This is a genomic window from Compostibacter hankyongensis (genome assembly GCF_039541075.1).
In the GTDB taxonomy this organism is placed as follows: Bacteria; Bacteroidota; Bacteroidia; order Chitinophagales; family Chitinophagaceae; genus Compostibacter; species Compostibacter hankyongensis.
The window spans coordinates 1-13473 of sequence record NZ_BAABFN010000001.1 but is presented as its reverse complement, the minus strand read 5'-3'; the positions used below and the strand labels follow the sequence as shown (position 1 = coordinate 13473).

11 protein-coding genes are annotated in these 13473 nt (G+C 46.3%); 7 read left to right on the top strand and 4 right to left on the bottom strand.

All coding sequences use genetic code 11. The features are described from left to right. Positions 1 to 19 precede the first annotated feature (19 nt). A complete protein-coding gene (locus ABD851_RS00055; protein WP_344973365.1) occupies positions 20 to 622 on the top strand; it encodes a Fic family protein in 603 nt (200 codons plus the stop codon). 8 nt (positions 623 to 630) lie between these two features. Here the strand turns inward: ABD851_RS00055 and ABD851_RS00050 are convergent, their stop codons facing one another. Then, positions 631 to 996, bottom strand: coding sequence for a DUF2200 domain-containing protein (locus tag ABD851_RS00050; protein WP_344973362.1), 366 nt, complete (start codon positions 994 to 996; stop codon positions 631 to 633). 236 nt (positions 997 to 1232) lie between these two features. Here ABD851_RS00050 and ABD851_RS00045 point away from each other — a divergent pair, with 236 nt between their 5' ends. Then, positions 1233 to 4004 carry an alpha-L-rhamnosidase gene (locus tag ABD851_RS00045; RefSeq protein ID WP_344973360.1) on the top strand — a complete coding sequence of 924 codons (2772 nt, stop codon included), beginning with the start codon at positions 1233 to 1235 and terminating at the stop codon, positions 4002 to 4004. Between the two features lie 99 nt (positions 4005 to 4103). On the opposite strand, the gene ABD851_RS00040 is transcribed toward ABD851_RS00045, so the two are convergent. Next, entirely contained in the window at positions 4104 to 4853 is a 750-nt protein-coding gene (locus tag ABD851_RS00040; RefSeq protein WP_344973357.1) for an MBL fold metallo-hydrolase, read from the bottom strand. 104 nt (positions 4854 to 4957) lie between these two features. On the opposite strand from ABD851_RS00040, the gene ABD851_RS00035 reads away from it, so the two are divergent. From ABD851_RS00035 to ABD851_RS00015, 5 genes are all read left to right on the top strand, one after another. Beyond that, positions 4958 to 6094 carry an acyltransferase family protein gene (locus ABD851_RS00035; RefSeq protein ID WP_344973354.1) on the top strand — a complete coding sequence of 379 codons (1137 nt, stop codon included), beginning with the start codon at positions 4958 to 4960 and terminating at the stop codon, positions 6092 to 6094. A gap of 642 nt (positions 6095 to 6736) precedes the next feature. Further along, positions 6737 to 7252 carry an RNA polymerase sigma factor gene (locus ABD851_RS00030; protein ID WP_344973350.1) on the top strand — a complete coding sequence of 172 codons (516 nt, stop codon included), beginning with the start codon at positions 6737 to 6739 and terminating at the stop codon, positions 7250 to 7252. 127 nt (positions 7253 to 7379) lie between these two features. Continuing rightward, positions 7380 to 7886 (top strand): hypothetical protein, encoded by a 507-nt coding sequence (locus ABD851_RS00025; RefSeq protein WP_344973347.1) that lies wholly within the window; start codon positions 7380 to 7382, stop codon positions 7884 to 7886. A 237-nt stretch (positions 7887 to 8123) separates the two neighbouring features. Next, positions 8124 to 9992, top strand: coding sequence for a phosphoinositide-specific phospholipase C-related protein (locus ABD851_RS00020; RefSeq protein WP_344973344.1), 1869 nt, complete (start codon positions 8124 to 8126; stop codon positions 9990 to 9992). 391 nt (positions 9993 to 10383) lie between these two features. Continuing rightward, positions 10384 to 11076: a DUF2711 family protein gene (locus ABD851_RS00015; RefSeq protein ID WP_344973341.1), complete on the top strand. Its 693-nt coding sequence runs from the start codon at positions 10384 to 10386 to the stop codon at positions 11074 to 11076. Between the two features lie 38 nt (positions 11077 to 11114). Here ABD851_RS00015 and ABD851_RS00010 read toward each other — a convergent pair whose 3' ends face one another. Continuing rightward, positions 11115 to 11681 carry a hypothetical protein gene (locus tag ABD851_RS00010; protein ID WP_344973338.1) on the bottom strand — a complete coding sequence of 189 codons (567 nt, stop codon included), beginning with the start codon at positions 11679 to 11681 and terminating at the stop codon, positions 11115 to 11117. Positions 11682 to 11788: 107 nt separating this feature from the next. Beyond that, positions 11789 to 13288, bottom strand: coding sequence for a TIR domain-containing protein (locus tag ABD851_RS00005; RefSeq protein ID WP_344973336.1), 1500 nt, complete (start codon positions 13286 to 13288; stop codon positions 11789 to 11791). Positions 13289 to 13473 lie beyond the last annotated feature (185 nt).

Below are 13473 nucleotides of genomic sequence, written 5' to 3'. Positions count from 1 at the left end.
TAACCGTCTTTCTTTTTGTTTGCACCGCTGTTTCGCATATCATCGAGAAGAATTATGCTGCTGTATTATCACCCTTTTGCCCTGGTTAAGCCGAAATGATGAGCTTAAGTTTGCCAAGAGCGCTATTTTTCTGCATATTGACGGTAACGGCCGGATGGGTCGCGCCATAGCAGAAAAGGTGCTGTCGCAAAGCATCGGAAGGCCGGTATTGCTGAGCTTGTCGGGCACTATTGAAAGGCACCGGCAGGCATATTATAATGCTTTGAAAAAAGCGCAAAGAACCCTGAATATTACCGCATGGATCAGCTATTTTGTGGATGTGGCGCTTGCCGCGCAACAGTTTGCAGAAGATATGGTGGGGTTTTCTTTAAGAAAGACCCGGTTTTTTGATCGATATAAAAGCCTGCTTAACGCGCGGCAGCTTAAGGTCATCAAAAAAATGTTTGAAGCCGGACCTGATGGTTTTGAAGGAGGCATGAGTACCGGTAAATACATCTCTTTGACCAAAGCATCGAAGGCAACGGCTACCCGGGATCTTCAGGACCTGTTACGGAAAGGTGCAATTACTCATTTAGGAGAAAGCGGGGGCAGAAGTACCAAATATCAGTTGCCTCTTTTCTAAGTCGACCCCTACGCGCCGCGCAGGATCTTTTCCATTTTCCTGCCCTTGGCCAGCTCATCCACCAGCTTATCCAGGTACCTGACCTGCCGGGTTAAGGGGTTCTCGATCTCTTCTACGCGATACCCGCAGATCATTCCGGTGATCAGTTGTGCGTTGGGGTTTAAGGAAGCCTGTTGGAAGAAAGTTTCAAAAGTTGCCTTTTCGGCGATCAGCTGCTGGAGCTGCTTATCATCGAAGCCAGTCAGCCAGGAGATCACCTGATGCAGTTCTGCTTTTGTCCGGCCTTTCTTCTCCACTTTGGCAAGATACATGGGATAGACCGAGGCGAAGGTCATTTTTGCGATGCGCTCATTATGTGTATCGGAAGTGTTCATATTTCTCCTATAAAGATAACATCTTTGACGCAGCAAATCGTACCGGTCATTACAAGGCAACCGGGTCTTCGGTAAAATTTTCCGGTCCTTTAAGCTTACGCTAAGCTGAGGATGATGAGCTGTCCTTTGCCATAGAATGCAGACAGGATACAACAGGACGCTCCTGCCCGGGCGAAGGCTTAATTTAGTAGCCCTTACGGGTGCAACTACCGTATCCGTACGCTAAAAAGCCTGTCATGCGCCACAACATCTCTTTCTGTTTTGCGATCCTCTTTCTGCTGTTGGGTCTGTCCTGCGGTAAACATAAAACCAGCTTGTCGGTACAGCAGCTCCGCTGCGAGTACCGGGAAGCCCCCCTGGGCATCCAGCAAGCCGCCCCGCGTTTAAGCTGGGAGATAACTTCCCCGGCCCGCGGGGTAGTACAGCAGGCTTACCGTATTTTGGTGGCTTCGTCTCCGGAGCTGCTGGAGAAGGACAGCGGCGATCTCTGGAATTCCGGGAAAGTGGAATCGGCCCTGTCTGTGGGCGTACGCTATGCCGGCAAAGACCTGAAAAGCCGTACGGACGGGTATTGGAAAGTCCGGGTATGGACCAATAAAGGGAATACGGCCGAGTCCGCACCGGCGCACTGGAGCGTGGGATTATTGCACGAGGGCGACTGGTCGGGGCAATGGATCGGGCTGGACAGCACGTTTGCCTGGGAAGCGCCGCATGCGCCGCATACCCGCCTGGCGGCCCGTTATTTCCGGCAGGAGTTTGCGGTGGATAAAAAGATAAAGCAGGCCCGGGTTTACGTGAGCGGGCTGGGTACGTATCAGCTTTTTATCAATGGTGAAAAGATCGGTCATGCAGAATTATCTCCGGCGCCGACCCAATATAATAAAAGGGCTTTTTATAACACCTATGACGTCACCGCTGCGCTCAAAAGCGGAGCGAACGCCCTGGGGACCGTAGTAGGTAACGGCCGTTTTTTTTCCATGCGTCCGAACGCGGTAGATGCGATACCGGCCATCATGGATTTCGGTTATCCCAAACTGCGGCTGCAGCTGGAGATCACCTATACAGACGGGACCGTAAAGCAGGTCGCCAGCGATACCGGCTGGAAGGCAACGGCCGCCGGTCCGGTGGTGGCCAATAGTGAATTTGACGGCGAATGTTATGACGCCACCCGGGAAATGCCCGGCTGGAGCCAGCCCGGGTTCGACGACAGCCGCTGGCTGCCGGCCCGGCAGGTGCAGGCGCCGGAGGGCCGGATCGTGGCGCAGATGAACCCGTTGATCAAGGTGATGGATACCCTCCATGCCCGGACGGTCTTCCAGATCGCGCCGGGGAAATATATCGTGGATATGGGGCAGAACATGGTGGGATGGGCCGCCATGAAGATCGCCAACGGAAAGCGATCCGACACCGTCCGCTTACATTTTGCAGAGCGGCTCAATCCGGACAGCACGCTGTATACGGACAACCTCCGGGGGGCCGAGACCACGGACCGCTATGTGATGAAGGAAGGGGCGCAGCAGTGGGAGCCGCATTTTACCTATCACGGATTCCGTTATATAGAGGTCTCCGGTTATCCGGGAACGCCCAAGCCTGATGATTTCGTCGGAAAAGTGGTCTATGACGATCTGCCGGTCACCGGGCATTTTGAAACGTCCAACCCGGTGATCAACGAGGTGTATCGCAATGCCTTCTGGGGCATCCGCGGCAATTACCGGGGTATACCCACCGATTGCCCGCAGCGGGATGAGCGTATGGGCTGGCTGGGCGATCGTGCTGTAGGGTCCTACGGAGAGAGTTTTATTTTCGACAACAATACCTTTTATGCCAAATGGCTGCAGGACATCGCAGACGGGCAAACAGACGAGGGCAGCCTCCCCGACATAGCGCCCACCTATTGGAAGATGTATACCGACAACATGACCTGGCCGGCCACTTATCTGATCATCGCCGATATGCTGGATCGCCAGTTCGGGAACCTGGAGCCGGTACGTACCCATTACGATGCGATGAAAAAGTGGCTGGATTACATGAAAGACAAATACATGAGCGGCTACATCCTCGGCAGGGATATCTATGGCGATTGGTGCATGCCGCCCCGGGATCCCAAGCTTATCCATTCGACCTTACCCGAGCGGATCACGGCAGGGGATTATCTCGGCACCGCCTTTTATTACCGGATGCTGCAGCTGATGGAGCGGTTCGCCGGTCTGCTGCACAAGCCCGAAGACAAGGCGGCCTTTGCTGCGCTGGCCGGCAAGGTGAAGGCAGCATTCAATGAGAAGTACCTGCATCCCGACGGCAGCTATTCCAACAATACTGCCACGGCGAATATCCTGGCACTGGCCTACGATCTGGCGCCCGACAGCCTCCGGCAAAAGGTTTTTGGGCATGTCGTACAGACGACCCTGCATGATTTCAACGGGCATATCAGCACCGGCCTGGTGGGCGGGCAATGGCTGATGCGCACGCTGACCCGTTGCGGCCGTCCCGATGTGGCCTATAAGCTGGCGACCAATACCACCTATCCCAGCTGGGGATATATGGTCAAAGAGGGCGCTACGACCATATGGGAATTGTGGAACGGCAATACCGCCGACCCGGCCATGAATTCCGGGAACCACCTGATGTTGCTGGGCGATCTGATCGTATGGTTTTATGAAGATCTGGCCGGTATCAGGAGCGATCCGGAAGCGGTGGGTTTCAAAAAGATCATTATGAAGCCCATACCCGTCCCGGGCCTGGACCGGGTGCAGGCTTCTTTCCATTCGGTGCAGGGCTGGATCAGGAGCAGCTGGCACAGCAAAGACGGCACGTTTGACTGGCAGCTCACCGTACCGGCCAATACGACAGCCCGCATCTTTGTACCGGCCGGACGAATGGAGGATGTTACAGAAGGCGGAAAAGCCGCAAACGCCGCCGAAGGCGTCCGCTTCATAAAAATGGAAGGCGACCGGGCTTTGTTTGAAGTGGGTTCAGGAACGTATCGCTTTGTGTCGAAAAGATCATGAAATGTAGTCGCCCCTTGTGATTATAGTCACAGGGTTACAATTTCGGAATTGAATTCCGAAATTGTAAAAATTACCAGGGCTATGTAGTAGATTTTATGTTCAGGGCTCGGCCGGATACCAGTCGCGCAGGCGCACATCAATAGCGGGATCTTTGTCCTGCACCTGCTTTTTGAAGGCCGCTACGTCGCTTTTCCCGCTTTTGCCTCTGTAATGATAAGGATAAACGATATGCGGTTTGAAGGCGAGTACGGCATCCGCAGCATGGTCGATATCCATGGTAAAGGGCAGGTTCATGCAGACGAAAGCGAGGTCGATATCGCGGAGGCTGCGCATCTCGGGGATGCCCCCGGTGTCCCCGCTGATATAGACCCGTTTCCCATCGAGCACGAGGATATAGCCGTTCCCCCTTCCCTTGGTATGGAAGGCGTCGGGCGATTCCGGTAAATTGTACATCGGCATCGCCGTGACGGATATTCCTTTGATCGTTTTTTGGTCGCCGTTGTGCAGCACGACCACACGGGACCGGTAAGCGGCCGGCAACTTATCGGCTACCGCCTGGGGAACCGCCAGCGTGGCATGATCCAGATGCAGAGCTTCGAGGGTCTCCGGGCTGAAGTGATCGCCGTGGATATCGGTGATGAGGACGATATCGGGCGCCTTCATCCCGTTCAGCTGGTCGCTATGACCTACCGGGTCCACAAAGATGGTCTTGCCGGGAACGGAAAGCGCCAGCGAGGCATGTTCGACAGGCTGAACGGTGATCTTGCCGATCTGGTCCGGAGCCGGCTGTCCGTATGCCGTCCCTAACGTCAGCAGGCATGCTGTTGTCAATAAGCGCGCGATTTTCATGGGTCTGAAGGTTATAGCTGCTCACATAAAAATACCTTTTTCCAGGATAAAAACCGGAAAAGGCAGGTTATTTTTGCGCCTTTACCCTATCAAATTCAATATCCATGTCAGAAAACGAGATCTCTGCCGCTGCATTTGGGGACACGAAGCCGCATTACAGGATACTGGACGGATTACGCGGCGTAGCGGCGTTGACAGTGGTCTGTTTTCACTTATTTGAAGCGTATGCTACCAGCCATTTAGACCAGAAGATCAACCACGGATACCTCGCTGTCGACTTCTTCTTTATCCTCTCCGGCTTTGTTGTTGGCTATGCTTACGACGACCGGTGGAAAACGATGACCATAAAGGAGTTTCTCAAACGCCGGTTTATCCGCCTGCATCCCATGGTCGTTATGGGGGCGGTTATCGGCGCGGTTATGTTCTACTTTCAGGGTTGCGCCGCCTGGGACGTTTCAAAAGTATCGATAACGATGCTGTTGGTCGCTACGCTTATCAATGCTTGTTTAATTCCGGCCACTCCCGGTTTTGAGATCCGGGGCCTTGGCGAGATGTACCCGTTGAATGGGCCGAGCTGGTCTTTATTTTTTGAGTACGTTGGTAATATCCTGTATGCATTCTTCATCCGCAGGCTCCCGACCAAAGCCCTTTCTGTATTGGTTTTACTGGCCGGTTGCGGACTGGCGGTATTTGCCATTTGGGGGCCACTTGGCGATATATGCGTGGGATTTTCCTTAACGCCGGAAAATATGATCGGCGGTGCTTTGCGCCTGCTATTTTCCTTCTCGGCAGGGTTGCTGCTGTCCCGGATATTCAGACCTGTCAAGGTAAAAGGCGTTTTTTGGATCGGCGGCCTTTTCATAATTATCTTATCTGCGGTGCCGCGGATCGGCGGTAGTGAAAATTTGTGGATGAACGGGTTATATGAAACGATCTGTTTTGCTGTTGTCTTTCCCTTGCTTGTTTATCTTGGCGCTTCGGAAAGGACAACGAATAAGGTGACCATCCGGGTATGCAAATTCTTAGGGGATATTTCTTATCCGCTGTATATGGTACATTACCCCTTTATTTATTTGTATTATGCCTGGGTAAAAAATGAGCACCTCACCTTTACACAATCTCTGCCCGGCGCCATAGCGCTGGTTACCGGTTCTGTAATACTGGCTTATTTATGCCTGAAGCTATATGACGAACCCGTGCGCCGGTTTCTGACAAAGCGTCTTTTGCGGGTGCGGAAATAGTGCTTGTTTGATCTCCGGGGATAAGCATCCTGTTATAATTCACTTCATGCCCCCTCATTATGGTGAACCGTTCAACATCAATTCATCTTCATGTCGAAATTGTCGTTAATTTTCGACATGAAAAAACATTGTTCACTCCAATTGTCTCCACATTGCGAAGACAATGCCGTATAGTGTTCACCGGCCGCGGTTTGCATTAGCTTGCCGTCAATGCTCCTGAATTTGGCGAAATTGAGTGTTAATCTCTATCGCCGATAATCACATTCGATTTTGAGAATTGTTATAAATGATTAACTATCAAATATTTATAATTATTTAGATTGAACTGATTATAAAATTAGTTATCATAAAGTCATACTTTGTGATTGATTATTTATCAAATAGTATAGTTTAAGGGACATACCGCCATTGAAATAAAGGAAACTCCTCTTGAGCAGGATCTTAAATCGTTGATAAGGCGGGGCGAAGCTATTGAAGTCTCAAAATCCCTTCTTCATCCGGCCTTTGACCCTGGCCCCTAATTGATTGTATAAACACTTTCTTCGCGATCCGGAAAGAAAATTTCCTGAAAAATGTAGTTTTCTGATGAAATACCATACTAATCTTATAAAGATTACGCCATGAGGAAATCAAAGGAGAACAATGTCCGGTAATAAAGAAGCCGTTTTTCTAAAGCAGTTAAATCAAAACCTGGGAATAGCATACAAGGCATGCAGGGTTTACTTCCATGACGAGGAAGTACGCAAGGACGCTATGCAGGAGATGATCTATCAGCTATGGCGGTCCTTTGATAGCTACGGTGGGAAATCGAAGTTCTCCACCTGGATGTACAGCGTCTGTATCAATACGGCCATTAAATACAAAAAGACGATTGCCGGAAAGGAAAAGGTTGAAACATTATCGCGAGATCATCTTGAGGTTTCCACCCATGTCCCCGATCAACCTGTTCAGGATCGCGAGGAGGCCGTTAATGCGCTTTATAAGGCCATTTCTACCCTTTCAAGCCTGAACAAGGCTATTGTGCTGCTCTATCTTGAAGAAATGACCTATGAAGAAATTGCCGCTATCGTCGGGATCAGCAAATCCAACGTAAGCGTAAGATTGGTGAGAATAAAGCGGGCGCTCGAGGTAAAATTAAAAAACGATAAAAATCTTTAATCCGATGAATGTACTGGATCACTTCAAAGCAGAATGGAAAGCTCAGCATCAGATCCCGGAAAAACAAGAATATGACAGGGCATCCTTAAAGCACACCGTTAAAAGCTGTGTACAAAAACACAGAAAAATGGTCATACAGTATTTCCGGGTTAATTTGCTGCTCCAGCTATTGATATACCTGTTGCTGAGTTACGTGATCGTGGCCCATCGGTTTGATCCTGTTATGGTAATGGCCAGTGTGGCGGGAATAGTATTATACATTCCGTTTACCGTTTTTTTATATAAACGGGCGCAGGAGGTTATTTCGGGCGGTCCGAATGGAGAGGCTACGGGCGCGCTTTATGGTTACCTGCAGGAAACCCGCCGTGCGCTCCTCCGGTTCTATAGATTTAAAAAATTAAGTGACGTAATACTCGTTCCCCTGAGTTGTACCATAGGCACGTATCTTACCTTTGCCTTATTCATACCCGGCGGCATTCGGGGAAGCATTTATTTAGCGCTGACCGTGTTTGTCCTCACCCTGATCTCGTGTTATGTAACCATCGGAACAGAAAACAGGGAAAAATTCAGAAAGCCCTTGCAACAGCTTAAGGAGCTGACGGATGAGTTTTCCGAAATGGGTTCCATATATTAATCAATGTATTAGAATAAAAATTTTGTACTTCTAAAATATAGTTACTACATTGGAAGTACTCATTTCTTTTTTTCAGTTCCAACCGAAAACCCCCTATGAAGACTTTTCCTATAAAAGATCCATTGCACAGAGGTCCCCCAAACCCGGTTTCAAAGTAATGTCCCCGAAAAAATCCTACCATCTGTTTAGGCGATAGCCCCTATTTTAAACTCACAACCCCTCTCAATAATTACATCTATGGAAAACCTATCAATTATTTATAAAAGGCCGGGCTCCAATGCCCTTTATACGGCTTATTTCGACGGCACGCAATGGAACGGAAATACACCGATCGCCGATCAACCCGGTGGGATACACCCCGAATCCCAGACCAATCCGGGGTGTACGGTTTACAACAACTGGCTGTACCTCATCTTCAAAGGGGTTAGCTCTAATAAACTGTATTCCGCTTGGTTTGATGGGGAAAGGTGGCATGGCAATAATGCGATCAGCAGGCAGCTGGGCGATATACACCCGGAATCCACGGCCAGCCCCAATGTGGCCGTTTATCAAGGCTACTTATTTACTGTTTATAGAGGAGGCAGCACTAAAAACTTGTACGCCGCCTGGTTTGATGGCAGCAAATGGTTTGGTAATACACCAATAATGATGGAGGGCAGCACGGCAGGGGCACAATCTGATTATAATCCCGGCCTGGCTGTTTATAAAAACGAGCTTTGCGCCGTTTTCAGGGGGAACAACAGCAATTATCTCTACCTCTGCCGGTTTGATGGCGTTCACTGGCATGGCAACAATAAAATAAAAATGGCAAATGGCGGTGTCAATCCGGAATCCGATCAGGCCCCGGAGGCCGTCGTTTTTAATGACCTGCTTTATATGTTTTATAAGGGGAAGGGCACCAACGATATTTTTGTGGCCTGGTACGATGGCAATACCTGGGAGGGGAATGTCCCGATCAGCGCTCAGCCGGGGGGCATCAATCCGCAATCAAATTATGCCCCTAATGGACAAATCTTCGATAACAAACTCTATATCGTCTTTAAGGGCTGGGACAACAACAACCTTTATTCGGCGTATTTTGATGGAACCACCTGGCGGGGCAATACCGCCATCCGGTATCAGGCGGGAGATGTGGATGCCGAATCGGATCATACACCTGGCGTCAGTGTTTCCGAAGTTACGCTAAGTAATCAGGCCAAATGGATGCAAGGGTTATCCGATAACATTGTGATATCGGAAATTAATATCCCCGGCTCCCATGATGCGGCGGCGATAAAATCCACTATTAATACGCCCTATACCTGCCATAACTATTCGATCAGCAAGCAGCTTGAGTACGGGATCCGGTTGCTGGATGTCCGGATTAAGGTTTATTACAAAAACGGAACCTATACGTTCAACACCTGTCATGGGGACCTGCCCGATAATACCTACCAGTCCTTATCGTCTTTAATGGATGAGTGCCGTAATTTCCTATCGACTAATCCCAGCGAATTGATTTTAATGTCAGTAAAAATTGATGATTGGAATGGTGTTAGCTCGGACGACAAAGGGGCTGCTAAGGACGCCTTGGCACAATTGCTGCATCAGTATCCGGTTATCGCGTTCAAAGAGTTGCCCACTTTGGGTGCGGTAAGAGGAAAGATATTTCTTTACAACAGGATCAACAACAAATTGGAATTAGGGGTTCCTATAGATTGGCCTCACAGCACACCGGGCCACTATGCCCACAACTCGAGTAACAGAGACTATAACGTGTATGTACAGGATAAGTACGATGGACTTTCCACCTTCGGCGCTGAGAAAGAGAAGTTTGGACTGTTTATAGACGCCTATAAGAAGAAAAAAGAAGGGGAAGTTGTTTGGAATTTCGCCAGTGCAACCTGGTATTTAGCCTTTAAAATAGATATCAACGACAGGGTAATCAATTACTTTGGAAAAACATCCGCTGACAAACGGATAAGAACTTTTGGGTGGGGTTTGTTCAATTATGGATTAACGTCCTATAATACGGACAAATACGGAGCGCTTAATGTGGTATCTATTATCATAGATTCGAACTTTGGTTATCCTAACTATCCCAACAAGTTTAAAATTATCGGTTAGGTGCTCCCTGATCCCAGGCGAATTCCTGCTTGACGATGGCGAGGACGAAGCAGGCGATCCCGCAGAGGAAAAGCAGCGCGGTGCCAGGTTCGGTAACGAATATCCTGAAATTACCCCTGGATCCGTAGCCAATTACATGAAATCCGGCCTGGCTTACATGAAATGCGCTATTCACACGATGAAATCTCGCCGTATATACTTGATCCAGTTCCCGTAATGGATCGTTTGGGATGTATTGTTGTTGAAAACGGAGTAAGCTCACGGCATAGCCAGTGTTCTGACGCGGGTATCCGCCCTTAAATCTCAAACAATTTATGATTAACTCAAAAAGTTTAATTTTAATGAGGAAAAGTGACGGCGGGGTTATAATTATGCAGTTAATCTACGGATAATGATCACTGAGATAGATAAAAAACTTTTAGCAACTGAACTTGAAGAGCCGATTCTATCTTTTTTTGAAGGGGTTTTTACCGACTGTTTTATCATATTACATCCGTTCTATAAAGAAGTATTTGCAGACCACTATAACGAGCTTCAAAATTATGAACTTACGTACCCATTAATTGAAAGGGTGACCTGGAGTCAGGTAATAAAACAGACGGGCATAAAGAATAAAGATCGATTAGCATTGACTATCACCTATCCATCCTTGAATGATAACTTTAGGAAAATGGTGGGATCAGAATGGAATGAATTTCATCCTTTTTTGAAAGAAAACCATATTCTTGAACCAAGTTGGGCTGAGGACAAGATTCCGGAAGATGTCCTTCTTCGTTTTCTTAACTTTCTTTTGGAGATGGGACATACCGATATTAAGGTCGGACATTGGCCGGAATATATGGGAGAGGAAATTGAACTTGTAAAACTGACAGGAGAGAATAAATTTGATCTTGCGGTAAAACTTGCGAATCGAAATTTTGTCTATTCTTTGGAAAAGGATTGCTGTTTAAAATTGCCTTATCATGACTCCCCTTATTCCCTTTTATTAACCAATGGCATTGCTGCGAATGAAATTGCTGCAAGGTTAAATTATGAAGGATTTAAGGCAAATCAGGAGACAAATATTTATTGGTATATTCAATAGACGTCCGTCGGAGGCTTTCAGATATATGGCTTAAGGGTTTACTTCCATAGTTTCCACCAGGGCTTTGTGTGTGCATAGTTATTATAGCTTCCGCCTGTCCAAGTTCTTGTATCAAGATTGTAACTAAACGGAGCCCATTCGTCATCGTCATGGATCGGATCGAAGGCGAGCCCTGATACAATATTGCTTTCAACTTTTAGATCCTTTAGCCCATCCCACGATATTCTTTCCGTATCCCAATGGGCGCCATCCGGCTCAATGATCGTTAAGCCGGTTAGATCTTGTAAAACAAGCCTGTTGTTACTCGCTTCAAAGATGTTATTGTAGTCAGTTCCAAAGGCTAAAATTGGTTGGGTGTGGTTTGGGTTCATTAAATAACAGGTTCCACCGGAGATCACCAATAAGTTTTGGGTATTTTCAAGTTCTATCACCTTCCTTAAATCAGTCCATCCTGGTTTAAAGTTGGCAACCCAATTGGTTCCATCTGTCTTATAAAGCCGAACAGGAAATCCTTCTGAATAGAACGGCTGCTCATTATCAGTTATGGAAATATGCATCGGCCCGTAAGTCGGTAAAGCGTCTAATATTTCGTATTGTTTTTCCATTTCCATTTTCTCTTGTACGAGGGCGGTTCTGTTAGATTCAGATGTAGTTAATTTACCGAATTATCCTATCTCTGCTATTAGAGGCGGTTGACTTTTTGATGATTCGCTTAGCTCTCTAACTTTTCAGATTCAAGCTGCCGTTCTATATAGATTTTTTCTATTAGTTCGCTACATATCAAGGTAGCCTGAGAATGAATATCGACATTGACATCAAATGTTATCCCTCCATATTTCCTCGATTCATCAAACATCGTAATGGGACAATTTGAATACCAGATTGGTATTACGGAATTTTCTCCAAATCTCTGCTTGAAATTGTCTGACTCAAACTTGGTCCATATTTTTCGAGGGTAATTCATACTTAGTAGCGCCACTATGAATCTTGCTTCAGAAGAATATATCGGAGCCAAATAATCTTCTACGGATTCGCCTAATATTCTACTCTGCTCGTTTTTATCGTAGAACACAGCGATATCATTTTCAAGCAATATTTTGTTAATTTCATCAGCAAGATTTCTATCTTCTCCAGCAAAGGACAATGCGAAATCATATCTGCTTTTTATTTCAAAAGTTAAATAACCTATTTGACGTGCAAACTTGCTCCAAAGCAAGTTTCTTAGATAAAACATGAATTTGGGATCTTCGATTGACAATACTCGAGAATGGCTGTCAAAATGGATAACTTCCTGTATGCTTTCATCATCTTTAATCACGCCTTCTAAATGTCCTTTATCAGCAACTTGGAGAATACTCAATTTGTGTTCAGGATGCTCTCTTGAAATATCATCAATTTGAATTGTCCAATCATCAGAGAGCGATAGCCAATATAATAGATGAAGGTAAGGAGCCCTACCTTCTCTTCTAAGTCTTGTTCCTGTTGCGAAGCTTCTAGCTTTACTATAAAAAGTTCTTCCAAATTCATCAAGTACCTTTTGCTTTATTATTTCAAGGCTAGTCTCAATAATCCTTTTATTATCTGATCTTTCAAGAATGCCCTCAAAAGTGCAAATCTCGTTGCATAAATATTGTGCAATATGGAAACTGCCTTTAGAGAGCTCAACTATTTCTTTTTTGGTATTAAATAATATGTTCAGGGCTATCTCTCCTTGTTCAATTACTTGCATGACTTTTTCATCTGGATTTTTTTCGAATCTTACAGTGTCAATTCTATTATTTAAATCCGATGCCAGCTGTACAAGAGAATCGCCTGCTTTATTTATTCCTATTAGTATTAGTTTGCTATATCCGCTTTCTTCATCTGCTAATATCTTCATGTAATTAGCGATAGATAATTTGGCTTCAGCGATTAATACATGGAAATCATCGATTATTACTGTTCCGATATCTCCCATTTCTGGTAATTCCTTAATCAAATCTCTATCATAAGCTTTCCTTCCTGATAATTTAAGGACATTTTTATTTAGACTTAATTCCTCAATGGCTTTTTGGATGGAAGTTGTCTTTCCGATTCCAGAAGGACCTTCAATGATAATTCCTCTTCCCTTCGTCCTAAGCGAAACGATAATCTTGTTATATTCAATCGGTTTTACGAAGGTATAAGTTGGTATGCCAGATTTTTTAAAAACATCTTCAAGATAAGTTTTCATAATTATTTAGATTAATAACCCCTGATTACCCGTTTTTATCAGACGGTCTAATGATGTAGTCATTCGCTCCTTTCAAGGCAATGGGATAAATATTAATATTTGACGCGTTGTGCTATTAACGGGTGATTATTTATGGGAATAACAAATATGTATATAGTTATGAAATAAAAAATGTTGTGCAGTCG